The sequence below is a fragment of the Sphingopyxis sp. genome, from assembly GCF_036261875.1.
Taxonomy (GTDB): domain Bacteria; phylum Pseudomonadota; class Alphaproteobacteria; order Sphingomonadales; family Sphingomonadaceae; genus Sphingopyxis.
The window spans coordinates 1-14,249 of record NZ_DATAJZ010000021.1 but is presented as its reverse complement, the minus strand read 5'-3'; the positions used below and the strand labels follow the sequence as shown (position 1 = coordinate 14,249).

Genomic DNA, 14,249 nt, shown 5'->3' with positions numbered 1-14,249 from the left:
CACGTTCAGGCGGCAGCAGCGGCCCAATCAGGTCCCACTCCGCATCCGACAAATCCCCGCGACCCATGACTGATCCTCAAAAAGCAGTCTTGAATCAGAAGGAGGAGGATTTGGGAATCCCTTTTGTCAACACGGCCTAGCACTACTTTGGCAGAATTGCAGGATGTGCAGTTGCCAGGCATCCTCCGCAATGAGGGCAATGGCGCGGCGGCGCGCGCGATAAGCGGTCAAGGATAGCTTGGCGTACAGCCGGTAGGCTCGGCTGAGGGGGCGGACCGGAGACTCTTTTTTTTCCGCCCCGTCTGAGCGAGCCTTCGTGTTTGCAGGAAGGCATAGGCGATCATTGTCATGAGCGCATGGCGATGCAGCCCGGTCCACGAGCGGCCCTCGAAATGGTCGAGACCAAGTTCTTCCTTGAGTTGCTGATGCGCCTGTTCGCAGACCCAGCGCGCCTTGATGGCGCCGGCGACATCTTTGGCTGGCGTGTCGGCGGGAAGGTTGGAAAGATAGTATTTTCGCTCGCCGCTGGAGCGATGCTCGCCCACCAGCCAAGCCTCTTCGCCTGGCATGTGCTGTGCGCCAGCAGCACCGATCCGCTGTGGCGCGCCATCAGCGATCCGCACGCGCATGACAGCGAAGCGGGCGCTCAGACGGCCTTTGGTTCCGCGGCGCCAACTGATCTTCCGCCACTTCGCCTCCTCCAGCATGGTATGGGCGGCCAGGGATTTGACGTCGGGTACGTGCCGGACACGCGGTCGTCCACGTCCCGCCACCGGGAAGATCAACTGCACGTCTGAGGGATAGACCTTCTGGTGGCGGGGGATGCCGACCGCCCAGCAGAGGCCCCGTGCGCTGAGCGCCTGCCGGAACGGTGCGGACAGGCCATAACCGGCATCGGCCAGGACGCAGCCAAAGCGCACGCCGGCAGCGATGATGCGGTCGATCTCCTCAATCGCGATGTCAGGCTTTGTGCGATAGGCCCGAAATGCTTCGGGCACAGCCGCCTTGGCCATCCGTGCAGTGTCGCTGGTCCAGCTTTCCGGCAGGAACAGCCGCAAACCCAGCATGACCGGAACTTCTCCCGAGGCCAACGTCACCGATACCAAGGTCTGGCAGTTGGCGTTCTTGCCCAACACCGTGGCGTATTGCGGCGCGACACCGACCGAGGCCTTGCCCTTCTTGGGTAGCGCTGTGTCGTCGATGATAAGCCAGGCCTTGTCGCCGCCGACCAGCTCATCAGCCTGTCGCCACAACGTCGCCTCCAGCGGCGCGCTGTCCCAGATCCCTGCTCCGACGAAATGGTGTAGCCGGTCATAGCTGAGCGCGTCGATGCGTGCTGCCATCGGCTGGATACTCTTGCGATCGCCCGGGCCTATCAATCCGGCGATATAAGCCGGACACATCCGCCGCCGCGTCTTGTTGGCCAGAGCCTGCAAATACGGCTCAAGCCACTGTTCGAGGTCCCGCCGCCAATCCTCTTCCATCGCCAGCCTCCACAAAAGCTGGCTCCCTATGAATCACGCATTCCTCCGAAGGGGAATCCCAAAAATTACACTTCTGCCAAAGTAGTGCTAGACGAGCGAAGACGCATTTCGCACCGAAATGCGGCAATTCCTCGCCGCCCATTTCCCTGACGAATTAAGGGGCGCGGGCAATATGCTGGCCGGGCCCATTGGCAGCTTCGGCTTGTGGATCATCCTGGCCGACGCGCATCCGGAAGCTTCGAGGGACAGCTCCAGCGTGTCGGTGACATCCCCGGCCCGCATGGTGGTACACAGCTTCCAAAGGATGACATAACGGGAGAAGTCGTCGAGCACGGTCGACAGGTACACCAAGCCCCAGCCGATGATCTTGAAGTAGGTGAAGTCGGTCTGCCACATCTCGTTCGACCGCGTCGTCTTGGTGTGGAACCCGTCGGCGGCCTTGATCACGATGAAGGCCGGACTGGCGATCAGGTCATGGGCTTTCAACATACGGTAAACCGTGGCTTCCGACACGAAGTAGCGCTTCTCGTCGGTGAAGCGCACCGCGAGCTCGCGGGGTGACAGGTCGGTTGTATCCAACGCCATGTCGATGATCTGCTGCTGGATATCATCGCAGATGCGGTTCCACACCCGCCTCGGGGCCGATGGCCGATCCTCCAGCGCCTCCGGCCCGCGCTCGAGGTAGCGGTCGTACCAGCGTTAGAAGGTCCGGCGCGGGATGCCCAACTGCTCCAGCGTGCGCTTGGCCGGCAGGTGCGACTGCTCGACGATCCGAATGATCTCCAGCTTCTCGGATGCGGGTTACCTCATTCGTCGTCGGCCCTATCCGCGATCATGCTTTTTTTGAGCAACCGGTTTTCCAGCGTCAGATTGGCCACGCATTCCTTAAGGGCACGGGCTTCGCGGCGCAGGTCGTGCACCTCGCCGGTGGTCGCGGCACGGGCGGTGTCGCCCGCCAAGCGCCGCTTGCCCGCCTCCATGAACTCCTTCGACCACGTGTAATACAAGCTCTGGGCGATGACATCCTTGCAGCACAGCTCGGCGATGCTGTCCTCGCCGCGCAGGCCTTCCAGCACGATCCTGATTTTGTCCTCTGCAGAGAAGTGCCGGCGCGTCGCACGCCGTATGTCCTTCACCAGCCGCTCAGCAGGGGCCTTCGGCGCCGATTTTTTCAAGGAGGATTGGGCTTCATCCTCGTTCCTTAGTCACTACGACGAAGCCCAAATCCTCCTTAAATCACAACCTCAAATCTGTGCCATTGGTGCTGACGGCGGACAGCACCGGCAATCCGCCCTCACATGAAGCGCTCGGGTTGAGCCATGTCGGTCTCCACGCAGAGGTTCGTTTCTTGGTAGACAACTCGTTGCACGAAATAGCTCGTCGGTCAATTGGCGCTGGCACGCGAAGCCAAGAGCGGCCCGCCTCGCGGGAGGGCGCTCACCGCCGAACGATTGCCGGCTCGATCGGACTATTCTGCAACACGGCGGGAGGCAGGTAGGGCTCCGTGCCGCGATATTCGCAATTAGTTAGCCGTCAGTGCTGGCAACCTGATGCAGCGGGGGCAGAACGGCCGCGGCGCGCCGCCTCAGACGCGAGCGGTGCCAGTTGGGGATATCGGCTTGCTGACGATGAATGGCGTCGGCCATTTCAAATCTTCCACGGCTCCTATCGAGGAGGCATGTCTTCCGATCCGCTTTCGAGATTGCCGGACATTTTCGTCAGCAATGAGCGCATCGCGCGTATCTCAGTTGGGGAAATCATATGGAGCAGTCGCGCGTAGATCATGTCGGCTTCGGCGCGCAGCTGAGGCAGGATTTCGATCGCTCGGGGCAAAAGATGAAGTTCCCAGACGCGCCGGTCGCCCTTGGCAGCGCGCCGTTCCGCGAGCACCATTCTTTCCAGCTGGTCGACAACATGGCCAACGCTGGCACGCTCCAGTTCGAGGCATTTGGAGAGGTCGGTTTGGGTCATGCCCGGGGTCCGATAGATATAGACGAGCGCGCGCCACTGGGTTCGCGTCAATCCGAAGCGCGCCGTTGAGGCATCAAACTTCCGACGCAGTTTGCGGGGCACTTCCTCGATGAGAAAGACAAACTCGTCTGAGGCCGTCAGAAGACTTTTCGCGGGAGAGATGCCGCTTGTATTGCGAGGTTCAACCATCGTCATGGACTGTAGAGCCAACATCATATTCTGAAAACCCTTTACTGTAAGATATGATATAGTATGATCGTGGAATGATTGATCAGTCGATCACGCTTGCCGGGAAAGCGGGCCATGAAATCGCAGCGTCGGTTGATGGCCCGGAACTCGGATTACCGGTAATCCTCGCGCACGGCGGCGGACAGACCCGAAGGGCATGGAGGGCGGTAGCCCACCGGCTCGCGAGCCATGGTTTCCGGACCATCGCAGTCGATATGCGCGGGCACGGCGAGAGTGCATGGGCCAGCGACGGAGCCTATGATATCTCCGATTTTGCGGCCGATCTCGTCGAGATCGCTGCGGCGACGGCGAGCAAACCGGCGCTGATTGGCGCGTCTCTTGGTGGCCTGGCCGGGATCATCGCCGAGGGAAAATGCGCACCGGGAAGTTTCGGATCGCTGACGCTGGTCGACGTCACACCTCAGATGGAACCGAGCGGCGTCGCCCGCGTGGTCGGTTTCATGGCGGCGCATGCGCGCGATGGTTTTGCGTCGGTGGAAGAGGCCGCACAGGTCATTGCCGACTATCTGCCCCATCGCCCCAGCCGGAAGGCTTCGGCCGGGCTAGCACACTATCTGCGCCGCAAGGACGATGAACGCTTCTATTGGCACTGGGACCCCGCCTTCATCGAAAGAGTGACGCAGCAGGGCGGCGGCGTTTCCAGCGACCATGGCCGCACCGAGCTCAGCGCGGCCGCTGCCTGCTTGACCTTGCCGGTGCATCTGATCCGCGGCGGGTCAAGCGATCTCGTCTCGCTGGAAGCCGTCAAGCATTTCCAGGGCCTTGTCCCTCATATGGCGTATAGCGACATTGCGAATGCGACTCATATGGTGGTGGGGGACGAGAACGACGCTTTCGGGCAATCGATCCTAGAGTTTTTGCTCGGCATCCATGAAGCGGAAATGAAATCATGAATGCCCCCGCCGTCCCGGGGCTTGAGGAATTACGTGACCTATTGGCGCTGGCCCCTTTTCACCGCTGGCTCGGGCTCAGCATCGCTGAGGTCGGCGCCAACGAGTTGGTGATCTCCATGCCTTGGCGAGACGAAATCATCTCAAATCCGACGGTCGGCGCGGCGCATGGTGGCATCGTATCGGCTTTGATCGATCTGACCGGCCTCTATACGATCATCGCGATGGGGGGTGCTGCGCGGGCGACGGCGGACCTCCATGTGGATTTTCACCGACCGGCCAAGCTGGGGCCGCTTCGCGCGATCGGCAGCCCGGTGAAATTAGGGCGGCAGATAAGCGTCGCGGCTACCCGGATCCTAGCCGCAGACGGAACCTTGGTGGCGAGTGGTAGAGGGGCCTACGTCGCCTGATAACCGCCCGAGGCGAGCCAATCTGCGCGGCCAGATGCATGCCCAGCAGCTTTCGGAGCCGAGGCAGTGGCGGCAGCGACACGCTTTTTGGCGACGTGTCCCTAGGCCGAACCCACGACCGGACGGCCGCGCATCGGCCATTCAGTCAAATCGGCTCCCTGCCGGTCACACGCGGGTTTGGCCGCTCGCCTTTGAGCCGTCGACTTTGCCTAGTCCGACAGGCCAGCCACGCAGCGCATGGAGATCAAGTTCTCCTGTGCTGCGTGACTAGACTGCTGGGTCAGGTCAGGGCGCCGGGGTGCGATTCGCGATCGCATCCTCGATCAGATCCTGCATGACCTGTTCGAGCTCGACGCCTTTCCGGTCGCCTCCGCTCGATATTTCGGTGGCGATCAAAGCGTAATAGCCGGTCTCGCGATCGATCCAGCCGGTCCAACCATAGGCACCCGGTGAGGAATTGATCTTGGACGTCGCGCAGGCCGAAGGCGTGTCGCATTCGACAAAGGAGCCGAGCGCATATTCCCAATTGCCCGCGCTCGCCGGCACGAAAACGCGCGGCAAGCCTGCGGTACGTTGCTGGGTGAAGCTTGTCATATCGGTAATAAAGCTGCCGCCAAGGAAGGCACGCAGAAGTTTCGCATAGTCGCGCGGCGTCGAATAGGCGCCGCCCGCGACCCACGGGTTGGTGGGAGCGCTTCCCGCAGGGTCATACCAGGTCGTGCTCGTCATCCCGAGCGGGGTCGTCACATGCTGCGCGAACAGTTCGTGAAAATTGCGCTGGCGTGCCGGTGACGTGCCGGGCGCAATGCTTATATCCTTTGCCTCCAGATAGGCAGCGGCGACCTGAAGGCCGTGCGGTCCATAGCTATATTGCGCGCCGGGCGCGTTGCCCGGGCGCAAAATATCATAGCGCAAATCGTGGATGCTCTTCGCGCAATTGTAGAGCGTCATGGCCGGAAGCAGCTGACAGCCGCCAACGAGCGGGCTCGCATTGAAGCCCGACGTCATCGACAGCGCATGCTTGAGTTGGACATCCTTCTTCGTTCCGATCGTGGTCCAGAAGGCAAGCGGCGGCCGCATCGGATCGTCGAGCGTCGCGATGCCAGCCTGCACCATGCGCATCCCCAGCGCGCCGGCGAACCATTTGGAGGCCGACGCAAGCGGGGTCACCCGATCGATACCAAAGCTGCCCTTCTCGTAAGCGAAGAGATAGTCGGGATCCGAAGCATTCCCGACGATGAAATAGCCGTTATCGACCTCGGTATCAGCGTCGATTGCCGACTGTAACGCGGTCCAGTCATAGGTATAACCGCCGACGGTGGCCGAAAGGCTGGCGGCCGCGGGCGCCGATGCCGCCGACGTCGACGCTTTAGCAGCGGGCGCCGCAGGCGGAAGCTGCACCATGGGACGCGCCTCGCCGCCGCCGTTGCCCCCGAACCCGCCCTGCGCCGCAAAGGCCGCAGCCCCAGCCATCGCCGCACCAGCGGCAAGCCACATCCATTTCGTTCTTCCAGCCATTTTCTCTCTCCCAGCTTCGTTGCACATCGTCGAAACGGAGGGCCTAGCGCGGCCGGACGGGCTAGGGCCTGGGCTGGCCGTTCCCGAAGTGAACATTGAGCAGATGGTCGAGCTGCGCCTTGCGAAAGCCGGCGACGACGCCAGACTCGGGCGCAAATTTTGCGAGACGGTCGCTTGCCGCATCGTAACGCGGCCAGTCGCGAACGAGTGCGCAGCCAGGAACGCCCGTCTTGGCGAAGCCAACCCAGCAGGCGGCGATGCCTTCGCCGAAGCGGCGATCCTCGTCACCGACGGCGCCGGCGACCGACGCGAAATAGTCGAGCGTCCCGAACAGATAGGGGATTTCAGACCCGTGCGCGGCGCCCTTGGCGCGGTCGCGCCGCGCCGCTGCGACATAGTCGAAATGATAGAGATACGAAGGCGCCCCTCCCGCCGTCCGGGCCGCGAGCCAGCGCGCCGGGGCGACGAACCAGGCGTCGCCCAACACCTGGCGCGCCAGTTCATCATCGGCCAGCCCCATGCCATAGGCGGCCCGGCCCGCCGCCTGGTCGCGCCCTAGATAGGCGAGCGCGGCGGATGGCGGCACGCCCATGGCAAGGATGACGCTCGCCTCGTTGCTGTTCGCGCCGACGAGGAGCGGAACGTCGATCGGCTCGCTACGCGCAAAGACGCGCCAAGGCGCTTCGCGTACCAGGTCGCCGTCGAGGATGGGGCCGGTCATCGCGCCCGGCGTCCGGACCTCGCCAGCGGCAACGAGCGCGGCGGCGGGCAGCGCGCGAAGCGCGTCGAGCGATGCTGAAGGCGGCGCACCTGCGCGCGCTGCCAACGCCGCGCCTAGCGCTTCTTGCTCGCCAAGCGGGCGCGGATCGAGGAGACCAACGCCCGACTGAACGATCGCCTTGGCGAACAGGCCTTTGGCTTCGGGCTGGGCAAGGATCGTCGTCACTCCGATCGCCCCGGCGGATTCGCCGAACAAGGTGATCTGGCGCGGATCGCCACCAAATGCGGCGATATTTTTCTTCACCCACCGCAGGGCGGCCAATTGGTCCATCAGGCCGTAATTGGCGAGCGCCTCGCCGCGCGGCTTGGCCGCGCTGAGCGCGGGATGGGCGAAATAACCGAGCGCGCCCAACCGATAGTTGATCGTCACCAAAACCACACCTTGCCGCGCGAAGGCGGTGCCGTCGAAAACCGGGAAGGTGCCCGAACCGACCACATGGGCGCCGCCATGGATCCAGACCATCACTGGCAGCTTTCGCGCCCCCGCCGGGCGCCAGATGTTCAGCTGGAGGCAATCCTCAGACTGATGCTCGGCTACCCCGCCCGCGACAAGTGCGGGGCGCACCGTCTGCGGACAAGCCGGGCCGAGTTTTGCGGCATCGCGGACGCCCCGCCAGCGCGGCGGTGCCTGCGGCGCCCGCCAGCGAAGAGCGCCGACCGGTGCGGCGGCGAAAGGAATATCAAGGAAGCGCTCGACGTCCCCCGTGCGCGCGCCCGCAAGGCGCCCCTGCGCGATTGTCGCCGCGGGGGCCGTCTCCGCCGCCGCGACAGACACCGATCCGGTCAGCATCGCGGCACCGAACAGTGCTGCCATCACCAAATGCCGCATTGCGCCCTCCTACCCTTCCCGACCAGCGGCTGGAGGCCGCGGACGGGAGCGCGACCTAGAAAGAAATGCGTCCTTCGACGCCGACGACGCGAGGCTGGCTGTACCGGTTGATCGTCGGCGCCTGCGCGACGAAATAAACCTTGTCGAAGACGTTGTTCGCGAACGCGCTGACGCTGATCTTGCCGAAGTCGACGCCGACCCGAAGATTGACGAGGACATAATCATCGAGGTCGACCGAGGTCGCTGTCAGCTCCTGTTTGCCGCCCCATTGACCACTGATCAGGACATTGCTGGTCAGCGCGACATCCTTGGTGACCGGGTAGCGCAGATTGAGGTTGGCCGAGGCGAGCCAGTCGGGAACCTGCGCAAGGTCCAGCCCGTCATAGCGGCCGCTCTTGACCTTGCCCTCTTGCCGCGAGCCACTCAAGGCGAGGCGGCCATTGCCTTCGCCGAGATCGAAGCCCTGGCTATATTCGGCCTCGATACCCCAGCTTTTCGCATCGCCTGCGTTGGTTAGATAGGCGACCGCGGCGATCGGGCACGCCGGATTGGTGAGCGCGCAGCCATCGTCGACCTGCGCGATCAGGTCTTCAAGCTCGGTGTAATAGCCCGCGATTGCGAAATAGCCGCGGCGGATCGGACTGCCCTTGATGCCGACTTCGTAAGACGTGCTGTTTTCGTTGCCGAACAGCACCTGCACAGGACTCGGCGCGCGCGGATCGGAGAGGCGCGTGTTGAACCCGCCGGCCCGATAGCTGCTGCCGACCTTGCCATAGGCGAGGATGTTCGACGTGAGCTTGTACGAGAGGGTCGCATTGTAGGAGAGATTGTCGGCGTTGATGCTGTCGTCGATGATCCGCGATGGCCCGCCGGTGGGCAGGCCAGTCCCCAAATCGTAAAGCCGCGCCGAGATGCTCCGGCTGTCGCGGGTATAGCGCAGTTCGCCGGTCAGGTTGAGGCTGTCGGTGATGTCGAAACCGAGCGAGCCATAGGCCGCATAGCTTTCGAAATGCAGCCGCGCGGGCGCGATATTGCCCGGCGACGGATTGGCGAGCGTCGGCGTGCGCGTCGTCGCCACCGAGAAATCGCTGTCGAGCAACAGCATTTCGGCGCCGACCAGCCATGTGAAGCGATCGCTCGCCCCGCTGACATGAATATCCTGCGAAAAATTGTCGGTCGTGTCGACGACGTAGGACGCGGTGCTGGCATCGAGCGGCGTGAGAGCGCCGATCTGCCCCGCGGCGCGCGCACGCGCCAGCTCGGCGGGGCTGATCGCGTCATTGTCGAGATCATATTCGGACGTGCGCTTGCGAAAGGAGGTTGTCGACGTCAGGTCGGCACCGCCCAGATCCACGCGGACGAGCGCCTGAAGGCCGTCCACGTCCTGGCTGGCGCGCGGCGCGGTGTTCCAGGGGTAGCGAAAGCGATCCTGCGTATAACCGCCGGGAAAGCCTGGCGTGCCCGCGGGAATGGATATCTGGTAATGGATCGTCGGCGTGGTCAGCCGCTGGGTCTCGGCCGTGATGATCGCGTCGACCGGCCCGCGCTTCAGCCGGATCTGGCCGCGCAGTCCGTGGCCCTTCTGCTGGTCGAAATAGACGTCGTTGTCGGGATTGTAGAAGAAGCCCTTGTCCTGCTCGACGAGATCGCCGCTGATGCGGATCGCCAGGCCATCGGCGAGCGGGACATTGATCGCGCCCTGCGTCTGGAAGCTGTTGTTCTCGAAGCCATAGCGCGCGCTCGCCCAGCCCGAGAGATCGAATTCGGGCTCGGCCGAGATGATATTGATCGCGCCGCCGACCGCGTTGCGGCCGTACAGCGCGCCCTGCGTCCCGCGCAGAACCTCGACGCGGCCGATGTCGAGCAGGTCGAGCCGCGTGAAGTTGCGACCGCCCACCGGACCGCCGGCGATATAGGCACCGTTGCGATAGAGCCCGACGCTCGGGTCGCCATTGGTGGCACGCGCGGTCGACGAAGCGCGGATCGAGATCTCCGACGTGACGGACGAGTTCAGATTGTTGAAGCGAACGCTTGGCTGATCGGCGAGGAGTTCGCCGCTGCCCGTGGCGCCGCCGCGATCGGTGAGCGACGTGATATCGATGACCGACGCCGCGGTCGGCACATCGGCCAGCCGCTCTTCGCGGCGGCGCGCCGTTACGACTATGGCGCCGTCATCATCCGCTTCAGCCGCGTCCGGAAGAGCTTCGGACGGTGCGTCTTGAGCGAAAGCAGGCGGAGCGACGGCTACCCAAATCGCGGCCGTGCAGAAAAGAAGGTTCGCTCTGCGTCCCATGGTCACTCTCCCCATCTTGTTATCGCAATTATTATCGATAATTTTGTGCAAAACCGTCGGCAAGTCAAGCCGGAAAGCGCAATGTCTTTGCAGGTGGTTCGCTGGTCTAAGAGACGACGGCGCTCAGCAGGTCGCGGACGCCCCGCGCCGTAGCGGCAAGGGGGTCAGGTGTGACCGTCGATAAATCGTCGGTCACAGCGTGGTGATGACGGTGTGCGCCAAAGATGCCGGCATGACGCACGTAGCCGGCCTTTATCACTTCCGAGAGTTCGCCCGCTGTGCCTTCCGCCGAAGGATAGGCCATTTCCAACCCCGGCTGGCCTTTGAATATCTCGCGCGCACACGTCACGAATTCGGGCGATGTCATGAGAAAACGATAGGGATCGGCGCTTGGCAGCGGCAGCAAGCGCCCCGGCATTTCCTGATAGTCACGTGCTGCCGCATTGGCGCCGAGATGAAACCAGAAAGCGGTCTCGCCGGGGGCTGGACCCACCTTGTCGGCGATATGGCTCGCACCGAGATTCTCATATTCATGCCCGCTGTTGCACAGGAAGAGCAGGCTGTGTTGCGGAAACGCTCGGGGCATCCAGTCGGCAAGCGCGAGCCACATCGCGATACCCGGCCCCCGCTCGCCGGCGCAATCGGTCCAGCCTGAACGCGGCGTAGAGACGACGAGCCAAGGGCGACCGGAGCGAACGCGTCGCCCGATTATATTCTGCGCTGCCCGAATCCCACCGCGCCCGCGAAGCGCTAATTTCGCCGCGGCACCGTGGCGCGCGGCTTCAATCACCGGGGCGGCGAGTCGCGGCGCGAGCAAGGCAAGTGGCTTGTCCGATACAGGATGACCGGCCGGGACATTGAGGAGCAAGGCCTCGCCCGTCGGCCCAGTCGTAATGAGAATGACCCCGTTCGCACCGCGCGCAAGCGCATCGGCGAGCGGCTCGCGCACTGCACGATCTACGAGGCTCGACCAGCGGCGGAAAGGCAGGCGCACGACGGCGATCGCGCCGTCGAGGCGTTCAGGGATTTCTGCGAGGCGCAGCGGCGCAGCGAGACCGGCCTCGCCGGTTTCGACGGCGAGCGGCTGTGCGACGAGCGGTATCGTGTGGTCGCCGAGCGTAAGTTCGCAATGCGACGCCTCGAACCAAGGCACGTCAAACGTCTGGCGATCCACTTCGAATCCGGCACTGAACAGCCGCTTCGCTGTCCAGTCGGCGGTCCAGCGATCGCCCGCGCCGCCCGACTGCTTGTTGCCGGCCTCGGCATAGCTTTGGACGTCGGCGAAGAGGCGTCCGGGGCCGAACATGGTCAAATCCAGGGATACAGCGGCAGCGGAGTCAACCTGCAATGCGATCGGCGCCGCGAGGCCCGCCTTAAGCAAGGTGCGGCGGTCGGTCGGGAGACGGCTCATGTCACTTTTGCGCGGCGGCGGCTGGGCTTAGGCTTTGCGTGGCGGGCCTTATATTCCTCGAGTGCGCGCCCAAAACTATTCTGAGTAACCCCGATCAGATCGCGCGCCACCGCATCGGCGGCATCGCCATCGCGCGCGACGATATGGCGGCAAAGCGCGTCGTAGAGGATGGCCGATCGCTTCGCCGCCTCGTTGCCATGCGTCTCGATATAGCTGTCAGTATAGACATTGTGCTGCCAGCGCGCGAGCAGCGCGACCCGATCGAGGAGCTCGAGCGCGAGCGGCGCATTGCTGCGTTTGGCGATAAAGCGACCGATGCGGTTCGAGACCTTGATATGCTCGAACGTATTGTCGGTGCGCTGGGTGACATCCTTATATTCGACAAGCCGGTGCATCAGTTCGCGCCCGTCGCGGTCGGTCATTTCGGCGGCCGCAAGGCGACAAACGACGCCGAACAGCGATTTCCACAGTTCATAGACCTCGTTCGCAGCATGCTCGTCGATATCGATCACATAGGTGCCGCGCCACGGCACGACCTTGACAAGCCCGATCCGCGCGAGATGCCGGAACGCCTCGCGCACCGGCGCATGGCTCACTCCGAAGCGCGCGGCGATTTCGCGCTCGCGCAGCCACGATCCGGGCGGAATCCGCCATTCGACGATGTCGTCGGTCAAAAGGCGCGCGATCACGCGGTCCTGCGTCGGCGCGCTGTCGTCGTCGGTCTTCGTCGCGGCCATGTCTCTCCGTTCGGCTTTCCCTGCTCGCGGCGCCATCCTAATCGGGCAGCGCACACGAGCAATCGATGATTGCGAATGAATTTATTATCGATAATATGGAGAATGACAAGCATCGGAAAATCGGAGTCGGATCTTGAAGCGCACCATCCTCTTTTTCGCAGCCGCGGTTGCGGCACAGCCAGCCGCGGCAGGCGAACCCGCCCCTCTTCCCGGCTGTGCCGAAGCGATCGCCTATTCTGAGGCTAATTCCGGCGTTGCGCTGCTGATACTTGAAGATGGCAAAGTGCGCTGCCGATCGGCAGACATCGCGACGCCGCAGGAACTCTGGTCGGGCACCAAGAGCCTTGTCGGGCTGATGGCGGCGGCGGGCGCACAGGATGGACTTCTAACCCTCGACGAGCGGGCATCGGAGACACTCGCTGAATGGAGGGGCGACCCCAAAAAGGAACAGATCACGCTTCGGCAATTGCTGTCGATGACGGGCGGCCAGGCATCGACCGTCGGCAGGGCCCAAGGGTATCTGGACTCGGTGAAGGCACCGCTCACGGCGGCGCCGGGCAGCAAATTCCAATATGGTCCCGCCCCGATGCAAATCTTTGGAGAGATCATGCGGCGCAAGCTCGTTGCCAAGGGCCAAGACGGCAACGCTCGCCATTATGTGGAGCGGCGCATTCTCACTCCGCTTGGGGTTACCATAGGCAGTTGGCGCAGCGGCCCCGATGGCGCACCGCTCATGCCGCAGGGCCTCGTGCTGGCAGCGTCCGAGTGGGCGAAGATCGGCGAGTTCGTCCGCGGCGGTGGGAAGCTCGACGGCAAGCCGCTTGTCGATGAACTGGCGTTCGCCGAGCTGTTCAAGGGTAGCCAGGCCAATCCGGCCTACGGTCTCACCTGGTGGTTGCCCCGTAGCACGCCGGCTGTCGATATTGTTACCCGGTCCACCGATATCACCAGTCATGCCAACGAACTCCCGGCGGATATGGTCGTCGCCGCCGGCGCGGGCGATCAACGCCTCTATATCATTCCGTCGCTTCGGCTTACAATCGTTAGGCAGGCGAAACTCGATCTGGCGGCTTTGGCGGCGGGGGAAAAAGGCGATTGGTCCGATTGGCGGTTCCTGTCACTGTTGCTGAAAGCGGCGAGTGACTAATTTGAAACGCGGCCGAAAACATGTCGGGGCCGATCGAACCTAGGCCGTGCCGCTGCAATATGATCATTGAGAATTGCTGGCCGAATGGAAACGCGGCACGTGGAGTTTGCCGCTGGACCAAAATGATGACGGTTATTGACAGCCCGCGCGGCAATCATACCCGAGGGGCGGAACCTTGCACGCGACGCCGCAGTGGGGCGAAGAAGGATGCAGCATGTTACGGGGATTGATGCAGGACGCGCCGCTGCTGATCAGCGGAATATTGGAATATGCCGCGCGCGCGCACGGCGAGAGGGAGATCGTCTCGAAGGCTGTCGATGAGCCGGTTTGGCGGTATGACTGGCACCGCTGCGATCAGCGTGCGCGTCAGGCTGCGCAGGCCCTTGGTGTGTTAGCGTCCGCGCTCGTGGTGTAATTTCCGGTGTAGGCGATGGTGTATTCCGGGGTGGGGCATGCCCCACCCCGGAATGCGGCGTCGCTGGTGGCCACCGGGTTCATCGTTATGGTGGAGTTTGCACACTTCAACCGTG

Annotated in this window: 11 protein-coding genes and 1 pseudogene; 4 read left to right on the top strand and 8 right to left on the bottom strand. The window is 63.3% G+C overall.

What is annotated here, in order from left to right; genetic code table 11:
* Positions 1-227: 227 nt before the first annotated feature.
* The 3 genes and pseudogenes from VHO04_RS09325 to VHO04_RS09315 all read right to left on the bottom strand — a co-directional run bounded on the left by VHO04_RS09325 (position 228) and on the right by VHO04_RS09315 (position 3,650).
* Positions 228-1,484: an IS701 family transposase gene (locus VHO04_RS09325; RefSeq protein ID WP_021243113.1), complete on the bottom strand. Its 1,257-nt coding sequence runs from the start codon at positions 1,482-1,484 to the stop codon at positions 228-230.
* 192 nt (positions 1,485-1,676) lie between these two features.
* A pseudogene (locus tag VHO04_RS09320) lies at positions 1,677-2,659 on the bottom strand (helix-turn-helix domain-containing protein); the annotation flags it as partial.
* A gap of 490 nt (positions 2,660-3,149) precedes the next feature.
* Positions 3,150-3,650 carry a MarR family winged helix-turn-helix transcriptional regulator gene (locus tag VHO04_RS09315; protein WP_223181259.1) on the bottom strand — a complete coding sequence of 167 codons (501 nt, stop codon included), beginning with the start codon at positions 3,648-3,650 and terminating at the stop codon, positions 3,150-3,152.
* Positions 3,651-3,718: 68 nt separating this feature from the next.
* Between VHO04_RS09315 and VHO04_RS09310 the strand changes: the two genes are divergently transcribed.
* On the top strand, positions 3,719-4,597 hold the full coding sequence (locus VHO04_RS09310) for an alpha/beta fold hydrolase (RefSeq protein WP_039575377.1): 879 nt from the start codon (positions 3,719-3,721) through the stop codon (positions 4,595-4,597).
* A complete protein-coding gene (locus VHO04_RS09305) occupies positions 4,594-5,004 on the top strand; it encodes a hotdog fold thioesterase (protein WP_054588691.1) in 411 nt (136 codons plus the stop codon). The genes VHO04_RS09310 and VHO04_RS09305 overlap by 4 nt, the downstream gene beginning before the upstream one ends.
* A 285-nt stretch (positions 5,005-5,289) precedes the next feature.
* Here the strand turns inward: VHO04_RS09305 and VHO04_RS09300 are convergent, their stop codons facing one another.
* The 5 genes from VHO04_RS09300 to VHO04_RS09280 all read right to left on the bottom strand — a co-directional run bounded on the left by VHO04_RS09300 (position 5,290) and on the right by VHO04_RS09280 (position 12,572).
* The gene (locus tag VHO04_RS09300; RefSeq protein WP_062900416.1) at positions 5,290-6,477 is read right to left on the bottom strand and encodes a serine hydrolase domain-containing protein; all 1,188 of its coding nucleotides are present in this window, start codon (positions 6,475-6,477) and stop codon (positions 5,290-5,292) included.
* A gap of 106 nt (positions 6,478-6,583) precedes the next feature.
* Positions 6,584-8,131: a carboxylesterase/lipase family protein gene (locus VHO04_RS09295; protein WP_082665267.1), complete on the bottom strand. Its 1,548-nt coding sequence runs from the start codon at positions 8,129-8,131 to the stop codon at positions 6,584-6,586.
* A 55-nt stretch (positions 8,132-8,186) separates the two neighbouring features.
* Positions 8,187-10,253 carry a TonB-dependent receptor gene (locus VHO04_RS09290; protein WP_176473446.1) on the bottom strand — a complete coding sequence of 689 codons (2,067 nt, stop codon included), beginning with the start codon at positions 10,251-10,253 and terminating at the stop codon, positions 8,187-8,189.
* 277 nt (positions 10,254-10,530) lie between these two features.
* Positions 10,531-11,835 (bottom strand): hypothetical protein, encoded by a 1,305-nt coding sequence (locus VHO04_RS09285; RefSeq protein WP_054588695.1) that lies wholly within the window; start codon positions 11,833-11,835, stop codon positions 10,531-10,533.
* A complete protein-coding gene (locus VHO04_RS09280; protein ID WP_052208263.1) occupies positions 11,832-12,572 on the bottom strand; it encodes a GntR family transcriptional regulator in 741 nt (246 codons plus the stop codon). Before VHO04_RS09280 ends, VHO04_RS09285 begins: the two co-directional genes overlap by 4 nt.
* A 133-nt stretch (positions 12,573-12,705) precedes the next feature.
* Here VHO04_RS09280 and VHO04_RS09275 point away from each other — a divergent pair, with 133 nt between their 5' ends.
* Positions 12,706-13,719, top strand: a complete 1,014-nt coding sequence (locus VHO04_RS09275) for a serine hydrolase domain-containing protein (protein ID WP_052208266.1) — start codon at positions 12,706-12,708, stop codon at positions 13,717-13,719.
* 175 nt (positions 13,720-13,894) lie between these two features.
* A complete protein-coding gene (locus tag VHO04_RS09270) occupies positions 13,895-14,134 on the top strand; it encodes a hypothetical protein (RefSeq protein WP_329628060.1) in 240 nt (79 codons plus the stop codon).
* The last annotated feature ends 115 nt before the right edge of the window (positions 14,135-14,249 follow it).

Coding starts and splice junctions, on each gene's coding strand:
- VHO04_RS09325 (WP_021243113.1), bottom strand. CDS start 1,484: ATGGAAGAGGATTGGCGGCGGGACCTCGAACAGTGGCTTGAGCCGTAT.
- VHO04_RS09315 (WP_223181259.1), bottom strand. CDS start 3,650: ATGACGATGGTTGAACCTCGCAATACAAGCGGCATCTCTCCCGCGAAA.
- VHO04_RS09310 (WP_039575377.1), top strand. CDS start 3,719: ATGATTGATCAGTCGATCACGCTTGCCGGGAAAGCGGGCCATGAAATC.
- VHO04_RS09305 (WP_054588691.1), top strand. CDS start 4,594: ATGAATGCCCCCGCCGTCCCGGGGCTTGAGGAATTACGTGACCTATTG.
- VHO04_RS09300 (WP_062900416.1), bottom strand. CDS start 6,477: ATGGCTGGGGCTGCGGCCTTTGCGGCGCAGGGCGGGTTCGGGGGCAAC.
- VHO04_RS09295 (WP_082665267.1), bottom strand. CDS start 8,131: ATGCGGCATTTGGTGATGGCAGCACTGTTCGGTGCCGCGATGCTGACC.
- VHO04_RS09285 (WP_054588695.1), bottom strand. CDS start 11,835: ATGAGCCGTCTCCCGACCGACCGCCGCACCTTGCTTAAGGCGGGCCTC.
- VHO04_RS09280 (WP_052208263.1), bottom strand. CDS start 12,572: ATGGCCGCGACGAAGACCGACGACGACAGCGCGCCGACGCAGGACCGC.